General features: G+C 58.8%; 18 protein-coding genes and 1 pseudogene. 1 reads left to right on the top strand and 18 read right to left on the bottom strand.

Translation table 11 applies throughout. The annotated features are described in order from the left end of the window. Window positions 1-174: 174 nt before the first annotated feature. The 13 genes and pseudogenes from CCGE531_RS33125 to CCGE531_RS33065 form a co-directional block, all read right to left on the bottom strand. Window positions 175-1,185: an AraC family transcriptional regulator gene (locus CCGE531_RS33125; RefSeq protein ID WP_205586544.1), complete on the bottom strand. Its 1,011-nt coding sequence runs from the start codon at window positions 1,183-1,185 to the stop codon at window positions 175-177. Window positions 1,186-1,484: 299 nt separating this feature from the next. Then, window positions 1,485-1,674, bottom strand: a pseudogene (locus CCGE531_RS35135) (IS6 family transposase); the annotation flags it as partial. Window positions 1,675-1,680: 6 nt separating this feature from the next. After that, a complete protein-coding gene (gene ribB, locus CCGE531_RS33115) occupies window positions 1,681-2,490 on the bottom strand; it encodes a 3,4-dihydroxy-2-butanone-4-phosphate synthase (RefSeq protein WP_120671094.1) in 810 nt (269 codons plus the stop codon). A gap of 15 nt (window positions 2,491-2,505) precedes the next feature. After that, window positions 2,506-3,015, bottom strand: coding sequence for an NADPH-dependent FMN reductase (locus tag CCGE531_RS33110; protein WP_120671093.1), 510 nt, complete (start codon window positions 3,013-3,015; stop codon window positions 2,506-2,508). A 16-nt stretch (window positions 3,016-3,031) separates the two neighbouring features. Next, on the bottom strand, window positions 3,032-4,024 hold the full coding sequence (locus CCGE531_RS33105) for an ABC transporter permease (protein ID WP_245459636.1): 993 nt from the start codon (window positions 4,022-4,024) through the stop codon (window positions 3,032-3,034). A 36-nt stretch (window positions 4,025-4,060) separates the two neighbouring features. Beyond that, window positions 4,061-5,029: an ABC transporter permease gene (locus tag CCGE531_RS33100; protein WP_120671091.1), complete on the bottom strand. Its 969-nt coding sequence runs from the start codon at window positions 5,027-5,029 to the stop codon at window positions 4,061-4,063. Continuing rightward, window positions 5,029-6,588, bottom strand: coding sequence for a sugar ABC transporter ATP-binding protein (locus CCGE531_RS33095; protein WP_120671090.1), 1,560 nt, complete (start codon window positions 6,586-6,588; stop codon window positions 5,029-5,031). The genes CCGE531_RS33100 and CCGE531_RS33095 overlap by 1 nt, the downstream gene beginning before the upstream one ends. A gap of 511 nt (window positions 6,589-7,099) precedes the next feature. Continuing rightward, window positions 7,100-7,498 carry a GFA family protein gene (locus CCGE531_RS33090; RefSeq protein ID WP_028753485.1) on the bottom strand — a complete coding sequence of 133 codons (399 nt, stop codon included), beginning with the start codon at window positions 7,496-7,498 and terminating at the stop codon, window positions 7,100-7,102. A gap of 21 nt (window positions 7,499-7,519) precedes the next feature. Further along, window positions 7,520-8,725: an LL-diaminopimelate aminotransferase gene (locus CCGE531_RS33085; protein WP_120671089.1), complete on the bottom strand. Its 1,206-nt coding sequence runs from the start codon at window positions 8,723-8,725 to the stop codon at window positions 7,520-7,522. Between the two features lie 67 nt (window positions 8,726-8,792). Beyond that, window positions 8,793-9,962 carry an ABC transporter substrate-binding protein gene (locus CCGE531_RS33080; RefSeq protein ID WP_120671088.1) on the bottom strand — a complete coding sequence of 390 codons (1,170 nt, stop codon included), beginning with the start codon at window positions 9,960-9,962 and terminating at the stop codon, window positions 8,793-8,795. Between the two features lie 128 nt (window positions 9,963-10,090). Then, window positions 10,091-11,215 (bottom strand): LLM class flavin-dependent oxidoreductase, encoded by a 1,125-nt coding sequence (locus CCGE531_RS33075; RefSeq protein WP_120671087.1) that lies wholly within the window; start codon window positions 11,213-11,215, stop codon window positions 10,091-10,093. Between the two features lie 55 nt (window positions 11,216-11,270). After that, on the bottom strand, window positions 11,271-11,690 hold the full coding sequence (locus tag CCGE531_RS33070) for a carboxymuconolactone decarboxylase family protein (RefSeq protein ID WP_007636445.1): 420 nt from the start codon (window positions 11,688-11,690) through the stop codon (window positions 11,271-11,273). Between the two features lie 72 nt (window positions 11,691-11,762). Continuing rightward, entirely contained in the window at window positions 11,763-12,272 is a 510-nt protein-coding gene (locus tag CCGE531_RS33065) for a flavin reductase family protein (RefSeq protein ID WP_120671086.1), read from the bottom strand. A 130-nt stretch (window positions 12,273-12,402) separates the two neighbouring features. Between CCGE531_RS33065 and CCGE531_RS33060 the strand changes: the two genes are divergently transcribed. Next, window positions 12,403-13,170: an SDR family oxidoreductase gene (locus tag CCGE531_RS33060; protein WP_120671085.1), complete on the top strand. Its 768-nt coding sequence runs from the start codon at window positions 12,403-12,405 to the stop codon at window positions 13,168-13,170. 340 nt (window positions 13,171-13,510) lie between these two features. Here the strand turns inward: CCGE531_RS33060 and CCGE531_RS33055 are convergent, their stop codons facing one another. The 5 genes from CCGE531_RS33055 to CCGE531_RS33035 form a co-directional block, all read right to left on the bottom strand. Beyond that, window positions 13,511-14,743 carry an alpha/beta hydrolase gene (locus CCGE531_RS33055; RefSeq protein ID WP_120671084.1) on the bottom strand — a complete coding sequence of 411 codons (1,233 nt, stop codon included), beginning with the start codon at window positions 14,741-14,743 and terminating at the stop codon, window positions 13,511-13,513. Between the two features lie 108 nt (window positions 14,744-14,851). After that, window positions 14,852-15,541 carry a GntR family transcriptional regulator gene (locus tag CCGE531_RS33050; RefSeq protein WP_007636440.1) on the bottom strand — a complete coding sequence of 230 codons (690 nt, stop codon included), beginning with the start codon at window positions 15,539-15,541 and terminating at the stop codon, window positions 14,852-14,854. Window positions 15,542-15,692: 151 nt separating this feature from the next. Beyond that, the gene (locus tag CCGE531_RS33045; protein ID WP_120671083.1) at window positions 15,693-16,469 is read right to left on the bottom strand and encodes an N-acyl homoserine lactonase family protein; all 777 of its coding nucleotides are present in this window, start codon (window positions 16,467-16,469) and stop codon (window positions 15,693-15,695) included. Between the two features lie 21 nt (window positions 16,470-16,490). After that, a complete protein-coding gene (locus tag CCGE531_RS33040) occupies window positions 16,491-17,615 on the bottom strand; it encodes a zinc-dependent alcohol dehydrogenase family protein (protein ID WP_120671082.1) in 1,125 nt (374 codons plus the stop codon). 12 nt (window positions 17,616-17,627) lie between these two features. Further along, window positions 17,628-18,521 (bottom strand): MBL fold metallo-hydrolase, encoded by an 894-nt coding sequence (locus CCGE531_RS33035; RefSeq protein WP_120671081.1) that lies wholly within the window; start codon window positions 18,519-18,521, stop codon window positions 17,628-17,630. Between the last annotated feature and the right edge of the window lie 28 nt (window positions 18,522-18,549).

The following is an 18,549-nucleotide window of genomic DNA, read 5'->3' as shown; positions in this document are numbered from 1 at the left end:
CTTACCAGATGATTAACCCATGTACTGGTTTGGAACTGCGTTGCGCAGATCGGAACATCGTTGCGTTCAGGGGATCATCAGCAAGACAGATATTGGGCCCAGCCAGTTGTTGGAGAGTTCTATTGCTATCACGCCTTCAAGACGGTCGAGCGCGCCGCCTGATCGGCAATCCGCCTATGATATACGCAATGTTTCCGAGGGAAGTACTCCATAGCGCTTCCGATAGTCCGCAGAAAACCTGCCTCTATGCACGAAGCCCCATTTCAGAGCGACCTGGGTGACCGAGAGGCCAGGCTCTCCTTTCATCAGCTCCTCATGCACTGATTCAAACCGAAGGTGCTGCAGAAATGCCTGAGGGGTCGTATTTCGGAAGTTGCGAAAACCGTTCTGAAGAGTGCGTCGGCTAACACCACAGGCCGTTGCGATTTCCTCAAGAGATAGCGGCCGAGCAATATTGGCACGCATATAGTCGATCGCCCGCTTAACGGCCTTGGGTAAGGGTGGTTCAGCAACGCGGCATAACTCAGGTGAGTAGCGATGCTGCGCAGCTTCGATCAAAAGCTCCATCGTCGTTTCGGTGAGGTGATTAAGTGCTATCGGTGATTGATGGAGGATTCCGTCTCGTAATCCAGCATACAGCACTGGTACCAGTTGCACCAAAAGAGAGCCGAACCCGACCGACAGATCGATTTCTGGCGAGAAATCGAGGCTGCCTCTTATCGGCGTATTGAGCCGACGTTCTAAGCGGCGCGTCAATTCATCATGGGCGATCCTGAGACCCAAATGTTTTCTGGGCCCAATGAACTGGGTTGCACTCGCCGACATGCTGTTCACGAAAACGCCACGCCTTCCCTCCGACGGGATTTGTCTGCCGTCCACGGTAACGACCGATCGCCCATGGAGTGGAAGCATGATGATGTTTGCCTCCGCCGGTCCCAGGTGCTGTACCTTGAGGTCGCCCTCGTAGTGCGCAGCAATAACTGCAATCGGGCCGTTGGCGATCGCATGTATATCGTAGGCGATCGTCTTATCGCCCTCTACATGCGCTGGTGACTGCGGGGAAAGCCTGGAAAGCGCTTCCGCGAGTTCCTCGCTGCAAGTGCCTTTGAGCGAGAAATGGTCAATGAGGGGGACACTCTCAACTCTCCACATCATCACTTCCTTCCCGAAACGGTATCCAAGCATGAGGTCCGCCTATCGCCATCGACGGGCGAACAGGGCAATTGAGGGGTTGCAGCCGGTCCTCGCCGTCACTTCGACGGGAATCTTAGACTTAAGGGCAAAGAGGCGAGCCCGTGACGCCGGTCTGTTTTGTCAGTGATGCGCGAGCAATTTGGGCCCATAGGTTCATCGCTGCTACTCCCAGTTCGCGATGATGGCTCGTGGTGAGGTCATGGGGTGGGGTGTGGAACAGGGTGGAGCCGAAGCGCTACATCCGGCATGAACTCTCGTTTTACAGCGTTGTAGGATCGAAGCTTGTTGTTGGCGAAGGTACGACCAAATTTCTCTGCCCACAGGCGGATCGTCTGGTGCAAGACAATGATCCCACGAGCAGCCAGCATGTCCTCGACCATCCGCAGGCTTAAAAGGGAAGCGGAAATAAAGCCACACCGCGTGGGCAATAATTTTAGCTGGAAAGCGGTGGCGGCGATAACGTGGATCACGGTCTGTCATGCCCAATCATCGCACAGCGAATCCAAGGTCCGTTAACGTTACGAGGGCCTCTGGCACCTTCGAAACGCGCTTTTCTTTTGGTGTATCGGAGACCACCAACGCAGGAGTTCCGCTCTCCCTCTGCGGGCACGTGGAACGTCTGCTCGTCAGATACGAAACATTGGACATCGCCGCCGCGGCTGCGTCCTCTACACGAGGGCCGCTTTCATCGATCTCACGGCAATAATCGATCAGGGCTTCGATGGTCACCATGAGAAGGTCGTGGTGCGCGGCGAATTCGCTGAGCTCGGGAAGACGCGCCATAGTGCCGTCGTCGTTGGCGATTTCGCAGATAACACCCGCTGGCTCGAGCCCGGCCAGCCGAGCGAAATCCACCGCGGCTTCCGTATGGCCGGCGCGTCCGAGAACACCCGACGGGTTTGCCCGCAGGGGGAATATGTGGCCTGGCCGGGACAGCTCCTCCGGCATCGTCGATGCGTTGGCAAGCGCCCTGATGGTCTTGGCGCGGTCTTCTGCGGAAATACCGGTCGATACGCCTTCTATCAGGTCCACTGAGACCGTGAACGCCGTCTGCAAGGAATCCGAGTTGCGCTCCACCATGAGCGGGATATCCAGTTCGTCCAACCGCTCCCCGGTCAAGGGAACGCAGATCAGGCCGCGCGCATAACGCATCATGAAGGCAACATGATCGTTCGTCACCTTCTCCGCGGCAACGAGGATGTCGCCTTCGTTTTCCCGGTCTTCGTCGTCCACGACGATGATCATCTCTCCGGCGGCGATTGCTTTAACCGCGCTCTCGATGGAAGCAAACTTCATGTTCTTCTCCTTGAACTAACCATGGCCCAGAGTGCGTGCGAGTTGGCGGTCGACCCGCTCCCGAAGTTCCGCAGATGGTGCCGAATCCGGGAAGTCGCCGTCCATCGCATAGATGAAGTCACCGCGAACCTCGGCTTTGAAGAAGCCCATCAATGAGCGCAGGTGAGCCTCGACATGCTCGCCATGGGCCTCGGCCTTACCCGTTGCGAATATCAAAACGGGTTTACCCTGCAGGGCTGTCATTTCGAAGAGGTCGAAAAGATGCTTGAGAAGACCGGTCATCGAGGACTTGAAGACCGGTGTCCCCACAACGAGGACGTCTGAAGATTGGATTGCGTCAAGAACGTTCGCAAGTCCAGCAGGAGCCTCCGAACGCCACAGCGTGGTTCCTAACACCGGGAGAACATCGACCAGGTCAAACAGATACCGGGCGTGGCCGGGCGGGACGCTCGAGAGTGCGTATTCCCCGAGCGCCCGCGTCTTGGAGGGGCGCGAGACATTGCCGGTTATCGCGACAATCTTCATTTTGCCGGCCCTCCGATCAGATCTGGTTGCGGATATGCGGGGTACGCGCGTAGACGGCCACCATCGGCACGATCAGCAGACCCACGATCGCCTGTTGCGCGGCAAAGCTGAGGCCGAGCCCGACCAGCAGGGACGTCAATATCGTCAATACGAGTACCCCGAGAACGGTTGCCCCGTATCCGCCTGCGCCACCGAGCAACGAGGTGCCGCCGATCACAACGGCCGCAACGGTGGTGAAGAGATATGGGTCTCCGACGCCAACGAAGCCGCCGCCGGAAAACCCGAGCAGCAATACGCCCGTCAGTGCCGACATCGCCCCACTGATACCGTGAATGCTGGTCCAGACCTTGGTTTCGGAAATGCCAAGCCGTGCCGCTGCAGTCCTGCTGCCGCCGACGGCGTAGATGGAGCGGCCGAACCATGTGTTATACAGAGCCCAGATGGTGACGAGCGTGACGAGGAGCCACACCAGCACCACGGGCGGCAGGGGCAGCCCGAAGGTCTTCCCGTTGAACGCGGCGATATTCCGGAGCCAGTCCGGTACGGGGGCGAAAACCGTTCCGCCGTAGTCGGAACCGATGGAGGTGTAGAGTTGTACCGCGCCGACAAATGCGAAGCCGACCCCTAGGGACATGATGAGAGCCTGGCCCTGCAGCCTGAAGCTCAAAAAGCCATTCGCAAGCCCGATTGCTGCTCCCAGAAGAACGACCACTATCACGGCCAGCCAGGCAGGCATCCCGGTGACCAACAGGCTTGGAAAGAGAATATTCGCTCCCCCGATGACATAGGGAATGGAAAGATCAAGCGCGCCGACCATGGCACATAGCGTCTGTCCCAACGATGCAAGCCCCAGGAAAGCGGCGAGCAGCAATACCGAACGCGCGTTACGGGGCGAGATGAACCCAGGAACGAGGATCGTACCCAGCACGAGAAGTGCCGCAAGCAGACCAAAGCCAATTACGATGCTGCGCTGCAGCTTTACCGATCGTCCTGTGATTTGGCTCATCATCTGTTCCGTTGCGAGTGAAGTCATTACTAGTCCTCCTTAGAAAGCCGTGCGCCGGGCCGTCATGAATACGTTGACGAGGAGCGATGCCACGAGGATCAGGCCGAAAGCCATTTGCGTCACGAACCCCGTCACGCTTCCGAAGCTGAAGGCGGAAAGCAGGTACGAGATGAGGAACATGTTCAGCGCACCAAGCGTGGACCCCAAAGCTCCCCCTCTCCCGCCAGCCAGGTTTGCGCCACCGAGCACCAGGGCGGTAACCGCCTGGAGCGTGTAGCTGCTTCCCTGGGTGGGATCGCCCGAAGAGATCAATGCCGTATAGCTGAGCGCGGCAAGGCCGACGAAGACGCCGCCGAGGAGATGGGCGCAGATGCGTACGGTGTCGACTTTCACCCCGCTCGTGTAGGCCATCCGTTCGTCAGCGCCTGTCATGCGGAGGTGGGAGTAAAAGGTGGTCCGGCGCATAACGGCCCAAAGAGCCAACGCCGCCAAGACGATGATCAGCACCGGAGATAAGATCGTCGTTCCTGCTCCCCACGTCATCATCCAGTCCGGCGCAACGCCGCCCGGCCTTGACATGACCATGAGGTTCAAGCCTGAAAGGACGAGGAAGCTGGAGAGCGTGACGATGATGGGGGCGACCCGGACGTAGATGATGATGAGCGCCTGCAGCAACTGGTAGAGTGCGCCGATTGCCACCACCCAGCAAATCACCGCGAGCGGAGACGTGTAACCACTTGCCGAGAGCCAGCCGATCAGGGTGACGTTCACGAAACCCATCAGCGGGCCAACGGACAGGTCGACCGAACCGCGGCCTGCCATCACGATCGGTGTCAGGGCCAACGTCGTGAGGATCAAAGGTGCTGCGACGATGATTGCTCCGCCCATTCCGGTTGCGGTGAACAGCCGCGGCGAGAGCACGGCTGCGGCGACGAGCAACACTCCGAAAAGAACGAGCGGTACGGTCAGCGACCTGTCGAGCGCAGGAAATCCAAAACGTTGCGACATCAGTGTGCCTTTCTCTCTTTGGAGAATTCCATGGTGTCGGCAACCGAGCGGCCGAACATTGCAGCGAGAATGGTTTCTTCGTTGATGTCGGGGCCGTCGAGGGAACGATGGATGCTCCCTTTGTGAAAGACATCAACGCGATCGGCGAAACCGAGAAACTCCTCGATCTCGCTTGAAAGGTAGATTACCGAGCCGCCACCTTCGGCAAACAGCCGAAGCTCGCGATACAGGTCGCGTTTGGTGTTGAGGTCTACGCCTCGAGCAGGGTCGTTTAGAACGATCACTCTGGGATCATTGGCGAAGGCACGACCGATCAGGACCTTCTGCTGGTTGCCACCGGAAAGGGACGTAATCCGGTTGTCCGGGTGCCCGATCTTGACGCGGAGCCGCTCGACCTCCCGGGCAAAGGTCTGCTTCAGCTTTTTCCGCCTGATGACACCGAACGGCCCTAGGTTTTTTTGGTAGATACCGATGGCGAGGTTCTCGAAAATGCTCTGCTGTGGGAAAATTCCTTCCCGCTTCCGGTCTCCGGATACGTACACAATGCCGTTATTCGCGGCGTCGTCGAGCGCGCCGACTGTGACGAAGCCGGTGCTTTCCCTATTCAGGATCCGGACCTCCCCTCCGAACGGCGACATAATCCTTGCGACCAGTCGCACGAAGGCGTCCTGGCCCTGGCCGTCCAGCCCCGCAACGCCCACGATAGATCCCTCCGGAAGGACGAAGTCGAACGGTTGCGATGCCTCTTGGGGGCGCGCGCCATGGACGGAAAGAACCTCCTTGAGATCACCCGACAGGCCCGGTGCAGACGTTGAAGCAGCGGCGGAAATCTGGCGGTCTTGAGGGGTCATCATGCGCAGGAGATTGGCCTCGGTGATCTCGGATTTCTCAAGGACACCCACAGTGAAACCGTCTCTCAGTATTGTCGCCCGATCGGCGATCCGGACGAGCTCGGCGATGCGGTGCGTGACGATGATTACCGCGCACCCCTCGGAACGGAGCCGATCGATCTCTTCGTGGAGCCTTACGGTCGCGTCGAGATCGAGTGCAGCCGAGGACTCGTCCAGGATCAAGACCTTGGGTTTCCTCAGAACGGCCCGGGCGATAACGATCCATTGCTTGATGCTGAGCGGAAGTTCACCGACGTTCTGCCGGAGATCGACAGGCTTTCCCACCAGGCGGTCCAGAAGGCCTTGCGCAACGCTTTCACGTTCCTTGGAGGATTTCCGAAGCGAGAACAGGTCCTCGCTTCCCACGAAAAGGTTGTCGAGGACACTTGCCTCATCGGCGACAAGGACTTCCTGGAAGATCGTCGCGAGACCAACCCCTTTGGCATCGACTGGCGAGGTGATGGACTTGCCAAGGATCAGGACAGATCCTGCATCGGCAGCGATAACTCCGGACATGATCTTCGCCATGGTGCTCTTGCCGCTGCCATTCTCGCCAACGATCGCGTGCACCTCTCCTGCCCTGGCGACAAAATCGCATTTTTTCAAAGCCTTCGTTTCGCCAAACGATTTGGCAACGGCCGTCATGCTTACGGCGACGTCATTCGTCATGCCGATCCTCCCTCCTAGGCAGCAGCAAATCGCGCCAGGACATCCGATGCCCGGGCCTCTTGCTCAATTGTGACTGCCGTCTTTGAACGCTCCGAGAACACACTCGGTGAACTTTAGAATGACAGATTGTCTGCTAATCTGTCAATAGCGCCGCCATGCCCATATCGGGATGTCGAGTTGGTTTCGATGAAATTGGTCGGTCGCTCGACGCCCTCAAAGTTGCAAAAGCACGTTGTCACGCACCTGGCGCCGGTTAGAGGTTTGCAACCGGAGTTCCGCCCAGAACGGAAGCGAGCTGGTGGCCTTCGCGAGCAAGAGAGGACCAAAGCGCTATTGAGGGTGTCCGATAATCTGATGAAGCCAACCGTTTCGATTGGGGCATACGGAACATCCCAGCCTCCACGCGTCGAACGCGGCAAGTGCCATTCGATCAGCGAGCCCTTCCACGCTGGGGGACGGGCAGATCGAACTCGTGGTCAATCGGCCCCTGGCGCGCGCAACCGTGAAAGGATCACGGGAACTCTTCGAAGTTTTCCTTCGCGGGGTCGTGAGCTAGCCACGGTCTGGCGTGGGACAGCCAGACGTTGGACATAGGAACCGAACCAGGATCAGTGTCAAAAGTGCCTGCCCGCAGCACCTTCATCTCCGGGTTGGCAGGCCGTTCGGCATAAACGTGCGAACCACACCGTGAGCAGAACCACCTCAGTTTTCCAGGGGTCGACTCAAAGCTGTGAAGGACATCCTCGCCGGAAATCAGCTTGAAGTTCTCACTCTTCACCTTGGCGGCAGTGTTATGATCGGCGGCATGGGACTTTCTGCATGTCTGGCAGAAGCAGTTCCACATCGGGCCATCCAGTTCCGACACTTCGTACTGGACCGCTTTACATTGGCAAGATCCGAGGATCGGCATCTTCAAAATCCTTTCATCGCTTTATCGAGTTGTGGCGGTCGCGCTCGCAGAAAGCCACCGCTTCAGGTTCCGTGCAGCCTGCCGGATTCTGTCTTCATTCTCCACGAAAGCCAGCCGTACGTATTCGTCACCCATCTCGCCGAAACCAATACCCGGCGAAATCGCGACCTGTGCCTTCTCGAGCACGAGTTTCGAAAACTCCAGCGAGCCAAGGTGTCGGAAATCCGGGGGTATCTTCGCCCATGCGAACATCGTCGCCGCAGGAGCGGGAACGTCGAACCCGGCATCGGCAAAGGTCTTCACCAGTGTATCTCTGCGCGTCCTGTAGATGTCTCGGGCCCGCGCGGCGTCCTCCCCGCCCGAGTTTAGGGCATGAGCGGCGGCGACCTGTATCGGCGTAAATGCTCCGTAGTCCAGGTACGATTTCACGCGCGTCAACGCTCGGATGAGTCGTTCGTTGCCCACCGCAAACCCAACGCGCCAACCGGGCATGGAGAATGTCTTCGACATCGAGGAGAACTCGACGGCCACGTCGATCGCGCCGGGGACTTCGAGAACAGACGGCGGCGGCGGACCGTCGAAATAGATTTCAGCGTAGGCGATATCCGACAGAACGATGAGATCGTGCTTCTTCGCGAAGGCGATGACGTCCTTATAGAAGTCGAGCGTCGCGACGCGAGCGGTGGGGTTCGACGGGTAGCTTATGATGAGCGCCAGAGGCTTCGGTACCGAATGCCGCACCGCCATTTCGAGAGCTTGGAAGAAGGTCTCATCCGGCTCGACCGGTACCGACCTTATCACGCCCCCTGCCATCAGAAATCCGAACGTATGGATTGGATAGGAAGGGTTCGGACAGAGAATGACATCCCCGGGGGCGGTTATGGCCTGTGCCATGTTCGCAAACCCCTCCTTGGACCCGAGCGTCGCAACAACCTGGGTATCCGGATCAAGCTTCACATTGAACCGGCGGGCGTAATACGCAGCCTTCGCGCGGCGAAGCCCGATAATGCCCTTGGAAGCCGAATAGCGGTGCGTGCGTGGGTGCTGCACCGCTTCGCATAGCTTGTCCACAACCCAGCTTGGCGTGGGAAGATCGGGATTGCCCATTCCAAGATCGATGATGTCGGCTCCGGCCGCGCGCGCGCTGGACTTAAGGCGGTTCACCTGGTCGAAGACGTAAGGGGGCAAACGCTGTATCTTGTGGAATTCCAACTTCTGGTTCCTCATCGTAGGTCCTCCGCGCCGACGGATGAAGCCGGCGCGGAGGTCGCGGGACAACTTGGGAGGTCGTCGATTACTTCTTCGGCCGCCAGGCCAGCGGATCTTCCGGGCGCTCGAAGTACTGTGCTGCTACGTCCGCGGGCCACCATGCATCGCCCTTGGGCTCGATCCACGCCGTGGAGTTCGGATCGCAATCTTCCGAAATTGCTTCCTTCACATCGTCGATCGTGTAGGGAAGAGCCGGTCGCAGGATCGACTGGATCTTCGGCCCCTGGCCTTGGAGCGTCCTCATCATCACGTCCCACACCAGGCGAGCATCGGCCCGCGGCGGCCAGAAATGGAAGCTCTGGCTGATGAAGTCGGGATTCTTACGCCAGTAGCACGCCGCCGACGCCTCGCCGCCGAGGACGATTGGCATCATGTCGCGCCCGGACTGCTGGACCGCGTTGACGACACCGTTTTCTGAGGCCGACTGGACGAGGATACCTGCGATTTCGGTAGGGTTGGTCGCGAGGAATTTCTGGACTTCGACCTGGGCGACCTGATCGGTCCACTTGCCAGCGACATCGCCTACGACGGTGATGTCCTTGTACTCGTCGAACGCCTTCTTGGCACCCACATTGAAGCTGTCCGACGATGCGAAGCCCGGGATGCCCGAAACCGTCAGCACGTTGCCCTTGCCGCCAATTTCCTCCGCCAGCCATTTCGCGGCCGTGTAGCCGCCCTGGGTGTTGTTTTCGGTCGCATTGATCGCGTAGGGCGATGTCACGTAACCCGAGAATGAGAACACCGGAACGCCCTTGGAGTGCGCGTATTCGATGGTCTGGTTGATAGCCGTCACGTTCGAGCAGCAGATGATGATAGCATCGACGCCGTCGTCGACCATCTGGCGCATCTGCTGGATTTGCGTCGCGTCCTTCAGATCGGACTGCGTGACGACAAGCTCAGATACCAGTCCAGCCTCCTTGTATTTCGGAAGCAGAACCTCGTTCAGTTCAGTGAGGATCTGGGCACGCCAAGTGTTGCCGGCATAAGTGGATGCGTAGCCGATTTTCCACGGCGGCGGCCGCTTCGCCACAAAATCCTTGAGCGGCGTACCACCGAGGGGAATTGCCGGGTCCACGAGCTTGTAAAGCTGCTTCTGGTCCTGTGGTAGCGAGTCTAAGCCGTCCGCGAATGCGGCGGTGGTCATCAGGCCTAGCCCGATGATCACGCTCAATGCGGTGTAAACCTTCTTCAGCATGTGTAGGGTCTCCTCCCCTCTTTGCATCCGCTACAGCAGTTGACGCCGTTGGCGTCGAGCCACGGAATTAGTGAAACGTGTTTCGATTTCGGATTGGTGGCGGGCGGCTTGCGCCGCCCGCGGAACGGTTAGTTCCTGAGGCCAGCCTGTTTCAGCAGGGGCATGACGCGGTCGTTGAAGAACGGCAGTTCTTCGTTGTAGTCGACCATTGTGAGAAGCGCGCCGTCGACGCCCGTATTGCTCAATGCGACGAGCTTGTCGGCGACCTGTTCCGGCGTTCCGACGATCGGGTAGCCGCCCCAGCCAGCGATAAAGCGTTCTTTGAACTTCTGGTACATCTCCTCCGAGTGGTTCTGTGACTGAACCTGAAGAACCTCGCAGATGTTTTCGCAGGCTTCCCAGTCGCCCTTCTGGTTCACGTAGTAGTCATAGTAGTCCCGAGCTTCCTTTTCGGTCTCGCGAACGACGACCGGGCACGCGGTGAAGGTTCCGAGTTCGCGTTTGTATTCCTCGCGAGCCAGTTCCTTCACCTTCTTCACCCAGGCTGCGCCCGATTCCATGTCCTGCATGAAGCCGAAGTTGAAGTCGCAGAACTTCGCGGTGAAGTGCAGGCCCTTGCCCGAGGAACCGGCGCAGATGAGGACCGGGCGGCCCGTCTCCTTGTTAAAGGGCTTCGGCTCGCTGAACGCGTCTTTCACCTTGAGGAACTGGCCGTCATAGGTCACCCCGTTCTTCTTCCACAGAGTGTCAACGATTTCCATCCATTCCGTGGCATATTCGTAGCGGGTGTCGTGTTCCATCATCGGAACGCCGAACATCTCCATTTCCGGAGTAAACCAACCCGTCACCAGGTTCAGGCCGTATCGGCCCTTCGAAATATTGTCGATCGTCGTTGCCATCTTCGTCGCGACGATCGGGTTCAGGGTCGGGATATGCGTCGTGGAGAAAAACTGCAGCTTCGTGGTCACGGCAGCCAGGGCCGCGGCCCACGTGAACGTGTCCATGTTCACGCCGTTGAAGTTCGTCGGCCCGCCGAAACCGCGCCACCGGGCGATCGGCACCATGCATTCCCATCCGGCAGCTTCGAGCTTTTTGGCAATTTCGACATTGTGTTCGAAGGTCGGTTCGAACGTTGATTCCGCGGTGGTGATGGCGCATGCGCTCGAACAATTTGTTCCAAATACGCCAAGCTTCAGCTTGTTGCCGTTAAACATAGGGTTTCCGGCGGCACGGAAATCATCGCTGGTCGTCATATTGAAGTCTCCTCCACAGAGTAGGTGTGTTCCCGGCCCGAAAGCCGGGCACCGATTAGATGCCCATGTCCTCGAAGACTTCCTGCGCGACGCGGAAACTGTCGATCGCCGCCGGCACGCCGCAATAGATCGCGACCTGAAGGAAGACTTCGCGAAGCTCGTCCTTGCTGAGACCGTTATTGATCGCGCCGCGAACGTGCAGCTTCAACTCGTGGGGGCGGTTAAGGGCGGAAATCATGCCAAGATTGAGAAGGCTGCGCGAACGGCGGTCGAGGCCCGGCCTGTTCCAGATCTCGTTCCAGCAATACTCGGTGACAAGCTCCTGCATCGGCCAGTTGAACTCGGTCGCCTTGTTTACCGAAGCGTCGACATATGCACCGCCGAGAACCTCCCGACGGGTCTGCAGACCCTTTTCGAACCGTTCACTGACGGGACGCCCATTCACTTGCGATTTCACATCGGTGGCAATAGTCACGGATCAAACTCCTCATTATCGGCCCAAGGGCATTTGGTGGATGTCACAGGCCGAAAAGCTCGGCCAGACGTTTCAGGCGGCAGCATCGATCAGCGCGGCCGATCTAACCAATTTCCCATCCTCGTAGAGGAGTGGGGCAATATTCTCGATAAACCGGGCCTCGACCACTTCGCCGAGAACGACGTCATGGGTGCCGACGGTAACGGCGGAGTTGAGGCTGCAAACGAATGCGGCCTGGGCGTCGCCAAGGATGGGAACTCCGCCAGCCGTGATCCACCCACCATGCGCGAACCTCTCCTCTCCCTTCAGTTTTCCACTGAACAGCGGAACCAAAGGCGCATGGCTTAGATGCAGCATGTTGACCGCGAATTTTCCCGCCAGCTTGAGCGGGCCGCTGATCGAAGCAGATTGGTTGATGCAAACCAGGAGGGTCGGCGGGTCAGCCGTCACCGATTGGACGGCAGTTGCAGCCATGCCGTAACGGGCACCTTCCCATTCCGTCGTGATCAGGCAAATTGTCGATGTGAACCGGCGTAAAGCGGTCTTGAACGCCGCTTGCGCTGCTATTTCAGCACCAGCCATGGTTACCTCCCCAAGTCTTTCGGTAGCCCAAGATAAGCAGATTAGCAGACAATCTGTCAACACGTTTTATTCGTCATTGACAGATTGTCTGCGAAAATGTTTTCTCGGGGCATTGAAAGAGGAGACGATTATGGATCTGGAATCGAAAGTATGTGTGGTAACCGGGGCTGGCAGCGGGATCGGGCGCGCAACAGCTGAACTGTTTGCGCGCCAGGGCGCTAAGGTCGGCGTCGTCGACGTCAACATCGATGCCGCGCGAGACGTCGCCCGAGACCTCGGAACAGATGCGATCGCGTTAAAAGCCGATGTGTCTTCGTCCGCCGAAGTCGAGGCGTTGGTCAGGTCGGTTAAGGAAAAATGGGGGCGTATTGACGTTCTCGTCAATAACGCGGGGTTCGGAATGACCGGAAACGTCACGACCATCGCCGAATCCGACTGGGACCGGATCATGGCGGTGAACGTGAAGGGGATCTTCCTCTGCTCGAAATACGTCGTTCCGATTATGGCGGAACAGGGCAGCGGATCGATTATTAACACGACCTCATACACGGCAGTGTCAGCCATCGCTAACCGCACGGCCTACGTGGCGTCGAAAGGCGCGATCTCGGCACTCACGAGAGCCATGGCGCTGGACCACGCAAAGGACGGGATCCGCGTCAACGCTGTCGCCCCCGGAACGATCGACTCGCCCTACTTCACCAAGATTTTCGCCGAAGCGGCAGACCCGCAAGCCCTGCGGGAGGACTTCAACGCCCGTGCAGCCCTACACCGGATGGGGAACCCGGAAGAGATCGCGGAGGCGATGCTTTTCCTCGCTTCGGACCGCTCGCGGTTTGCGACCGGAAGCATTCTCACCGTCGACGGAGGATCGTCGATCGGGAACCACCTGGTGCGCTAAGCACATCGGTGCTGACGGGTGCCTTCGCCTTGACCCCGGGAGGCATTTTTACTGTGGCACGACGTGTCGGAAACTCAGAGACCGCGGTGGGAAATGATAGAGATCACGCGCGAGGCTGCGTGATCACAATCCTGCGATGAAACGTCGCTACAGCCCTTTATAGGCGCCTCGCCGCGCCTGATCCTTCAGCCAGATAAGCGGGAATTTTTCGGGAGCGCGGGAGGGATGCCGCCTGCGTCATCGCCGGGACGCCAATTGCAGAGCCGGGTTATGCGTTAGCCTACTTTCGCATTCGATCGCCCGGCGTTCTGCACCGGGCGACCAGAGTCAGTCCGACCGCTTAGCGCGCCGCTTGCCGGACGAACTCGAGCCCTTTTACAAGATAGCTCCGGAAGAAATTCGGGTGTTCGCACATTGGAAAGTGACCCAGACCGCCCATGACCAGGTGGAGGCATCCCGGAATAAGTTCGGCGAGCTTGACACCGTCGGCCGGCGTGGCTGAGTAGTCATAGTCGCCCGAGAGCAGCGCCACCGGGGTGCGTGATGGGTCAATACGGGGAGCTGTCACTGCTCCGTCGAACTCGTCGCTGTAGAAGGAAAGATCGCCTGGGTAAACTCCGGGTGCTCCCTGCGAATAGATCCAGCTTGACCTCCTGCGCTCCCCTGCGGGGCTAAGCGGGCTCATGATCCCTCTGACATACGCCGAGTTATGAAGTGAGCCGTGTACGTTCACGTTGTGCTGGTATGGGTTCCGGCGTCCCTTGGAGCGGAAAGGTGGCTCGATCGCCACGATTCCGAGGATATGCTCCGGTCGTTCCGCGGCGAGAACCAGCGACATTGCCGCGCCCATGGACCCACCCGCGACAATCGCCTTTTCGCGAACGACCTGTTCGAGTATGGCCGTGCACCATTTCAGGTAGAGCGATGCCGTGAGCTTGTAGGGTGCTCCGTCCCATGTCAGCGGCGGCATGGACCGACCGTGGAATGGTAGGTCAACCGCGATCAGCCTGTAGTTTTTCGCAAGCTCGGTGTCCGCCAATTGAGGCATGAATTGGCGGCTATCTGCTCCGGCGGTGTGAAGAAACAGGACCGGCACCCCCTCGCCTGCTTCTTCATAATATATTTCATGGGGGATGTCATCGATATCGACGACGGCATACTGCCCCCGGATTTGACGCAGGTCGCGTTGCGCACGCTCCGCTTTCATCTCGGGGGACGTGACGACGAGCTCGAACACCCGCTCCAGGGCCGGGCGTGCTTTCGCGAGGGCGAGCGGTGAGCCGGCGATCTCGAAGAGAGGATTTGCAAGCTGCAACGCCGTAAAGGAATGAAAGGTCGCCGGCGGCGGCGTCATCAAAACCTGCTCCCATGCGTCCGGAGCGGCCCTCACTATCACCTGGGGGTCAAAGCTTTCCCCCAAGATCGCCGCCTCGCCTTCAGCGAAATTGAGGGTGATCATCTGATCGCCAACGTAGAAGGCTATGCTCATCGTCAGGTCTGGCGTGAGCCGGGGCAATTCCTGATCCCCGAGAGCCTCCGCCATGCGGGACCGCAATTCATTAAAAGTGCCCAAAGCAACCTCCCTGTTCGAACGAGCGCCAGGCCGCACGCGTCGGCAGCGCCATGACTTCGAATAAGCAGATTATCAGACAATCTGTCAATACCGGGCGTTGCCGCTTCTTCAATCGCCGTCGTTTTCGGAGGTTTTACGAAGGTAGTCCAGCGCGACCTTAGCCGCCATATCGATGTGGTACTTGCAGGCTGCGGCGGCTTTCGCTCCGTTTCGGTCAGTAATGGCCGCAGCGATCTCCTTTATCTCTTCCACACTGTGGTTCAAGCGCCCCGGCTGCGTCATCGACGTCATGCGCAGGAGAGTCACCCGATTGTGGAGCGATGTCAGCATTTGCTTGACGAAGACGTTTCCACTCCCTTGCATCAGGCAGTCGTAGAACGCGGTTTTCGCCTTGATGAGCCTGCTCCCGCCGCCGCTCGCCGCGGCTTCGGCGAACTCGGCAACCGCCTCATTGAGTGTATGGATATCCTGGGCGGTTCCGTTTTCAGCGAATTCTTTTCCGGCGTAGCTCTCGAGCAAAGCCCTGACGCTGTAGAGCTGAGCGGCTTCTTCGTACGTGATAGTGCTGACGACGGGACCGCGGTGCGGATAGCTGGTAATAAGGCCCTCGGCCTCGAGTTGTCGAAGCGCCTCGCGGATGGATGTCCGTCCGACACCGATCGACTCGCACAGTTCTCGCTCAACGAGGCGCTGACCCGGCTTGAAACGGCCGCTGGATATCGCCTGCCGCAGTTTATCTTCTACCTGAGTGCGCAAAGTGGCACTCTGCCGTGCAATCTGTAAATCCATATCACCCATCGGATCCAAAAGTCCGTTTTACCAAGGCCGGAACCGGCCGCGCAAGTCATGGTACTATATGGTGGGTTATCCCGATGAGACAACCCGATTGTCTGACAAAAGCGAAGAACACCCTAGCCTGGTCTCTTACCGGACATTCCAAGCGTCCCCATTACCGTAGAACCTTAGCAAACGCGAGATCGGATGACAGCGATGGAAAACCCGTCAGGACTGCGGGATCGTGGCCCGGTACGAGTATTCCGGACGGTCCTGAAAGCTCACGGAGAGTTCGGTATCCCTCCAGTACGTCGGGGTAATCGGCGAAAAGTGGAAAGACGTCGTCGTGCTCCAGATAACGTTGAAAATGGAGCGCGTCCGATGCGATGACGACGACGGCATCACCATCATCCAGCCTCACGACCTGAAGGCCCCTGGAGTGTCCGCCGACGAGATGGATGGTGAGCCCCTCCACAATCTCGCCGTTCCCGTCGTGGAAGCGCATCCTGCCGGAAAACGTCAGGCGGACCGCAGCGACGACGGCGTCCACAGCAAAGGGACGCCGAAGACGATCATGGCACATGCATCGTCCTGTACCGTAGGCCATCTCCCGATCCTGCAAGTGGAACAGGGCTTCGGGGAAGTCCGCAAGGTTCCCCGCGTGATCATAGTGAAGATGCGTGATGACGACGTCGGTAATGGACGATGCGGAAATCCCGAGCTGGCCAAGTGCTTCGACCGGATGGATCAACATGGTCCTCCCGCGCCTTTGGGCCTCCTGCGGGCTAAACCCGGTGTCAACAAGGATCAGGCGTTCCCCATGGCGGATCAACCAAACGAAATACTCGATCCTGCCTGGGGCGTCGTGGGGATCTCCTGCTTCCAGGCCGAGTTCGCCAACGGGCCGAACCGCAGTGCCGTAATGTATCGCCAGGACTTTCCAGTCGGTCAAATTCTCGCTCCTTGCTGAGACTCAGGGTACCAGCAGATGCCTAATCACCTCGCCACGGTCCAGCCGGTCGAAGGCCTCGTTGATTTCCTCAAGCGGGCCAGTGCTGGACAGCAGTCTCTCCACGGGCAGCCGACCTTTGAGGAACAGGTCGATATAACGGGGAACATCGCGCGAAGGCACGCAGGATCCCATATAGCTGCCTTTGATGATGCGTTCTTCCCCGACAAGAGGAAGTGGCGAGATCTCGAATTTGGTGTTCACATTGGCCAGACCCGCTGTGGCTGTCGTGCCGCCGCGCCGCGTAGTGCCATAAGCGGTTTCGAACGCTTTGCTCGATCCTGCCATTTCAATGGCGTAGTCCACTCCCCCGCGTGTCGCTTCCTTGACCTCGCCGACCACATCCGGCGAGGTTGCCAGGAAGGTACGCGTCGCGCCCAGCGACCTAGCCAGCTCAAGCTTTTCCGGCATCAAATCGATGGCGACGATATCGCTTGCCCCGCTGGCCACCGCTCCAAGGACCGCCGACAAGCCCACGCCTCCCAGGCCGATGACGGCGACCGACTGTCCCGGCTTCACGCCACATGTGTTCACGACGGCACCGACGCCTGTCATGACGGCGCATCCGAACAGGGCCGCCATCGTGACGTCCACGTCTTTGGTGATCTTGACGACCGAATGCGCCGACACGACCGCGTATTCCGAAAACGCCGATACGCCGCTGTGATGGTTGATATCGTAGCCGCGAAGACGGATATGCTTGCTACCGTTCAACAATGTCCCGGCGGCGTTTGCGCGATAGCCCGGCTCACAGAGGCTGGCGCGTCCTCCCGCGCAGTAATCGCAGTGTCCGCAGATGGGCAGGAACGACATCACGACGTGATCGCCAACCTTCACTGTATCGACACCGGGTCCGATTTCTTCGACAATGCCGGACGCTTCATGCCCCAACGCGACAGGCAACGGGCGGGGTCGGTCGCCATTTATCGCCGACAGGTCGGAGTGGCACACACCAGCGGCCTTGATTTTGACCAGGACCTCAAGATTGCCAGGAGGCGTCAGATCGACGGTCTCGACACTGAGAGGTCGCGAACTTGCATACGGCTTGGGAAGCCCTGACTCTCGGAGAATGACTGATTTCATCTGCATTGTCGTTTATTCCTATCTCGAGAGCATCTGCATGGCGGCGGGTACGTAGCGGAAGCCTTCCCGCTCCCGGGCAACGTTGCCGAGCCCGGGCCACGCAAAGTGATAGGACATCACGGGTATGCGGTCGGTCGCGAGCATATCCAGCACCCGGGTGCGCGAGCGCGCCGAGAGCTTGGGATCGGTGTCGTACTTGAACTCCATCCACGGGCGTTCCATCAACAGGATATGATGATGGGTCAGATCGCCGAGGAAGCAGAGCCGATCGCTGCCCGACTGCATGAGGAAGCAGAAGTGGCCCAAGGTGTGGCCTGGAGCGTGCACCGCGTGCACGCCCGGCAGGAACTCCTGACCGTCCACGAAATGCGTTATCCGATCACGGTGTGGAAGAAGGTTTCTCCGGGCATTTTCCACCTGAGCCTTGAAACCGGCATCAAGCTTGCCTCCGTCGGTCCAGTCATCGAAGTCGCTTTCGCTTATGAAGATCTCCGCGTTGGGAAAATTAAGCTTGCCGTCCTGATCGCAAAGTCCGCCGGTGTGGTCGATGTGTGCGTGGGACAACACCACGGCATCGACTTCCAAGGGGGCGATGCCTGCCTCCTGCATGCTTTTCAGCAAGCGGCCGGTCGTCGGCCCGAAAATCTTCGACGTCCCCATCCCGGTGTCGAACAGGATGGTCTTTCCGTTGATTTTGACCAGCGGGATGTTCTGCTCGAGGGTTACCGACGAACTGGACAGGAAGTTCCTGTCGAGCATTTCCGTCACCGTGGCCGCGTCGACCCCAAGGAAATTCTCCCGCGGGTCGCCCAATTCCAACGGTCCGTCCGAAAGCACCGTTATTTTGCCGGTTCCGAACTTGAACGGATAGAAATAGGGCAACTTAGTCTGATGCGCTTGGTCATTGAGCACGCCGCATATCCTCCCAGATTGGCTGCAC

This window comes from Rhizobium sp. CCGE531 (assembly GCF_003627795.1).
Taxonomy (GTDB): domain Bacteria; phylum Pseudomonadota; class Alphaproteobacteria; order Rhizobiales; family Rhizobiaceae; genus Rhizobium.
Note: the sequence above shows the minus strand (reverse complement) of the source record. Positions and strands in the feature narration are given on the sequence as shown.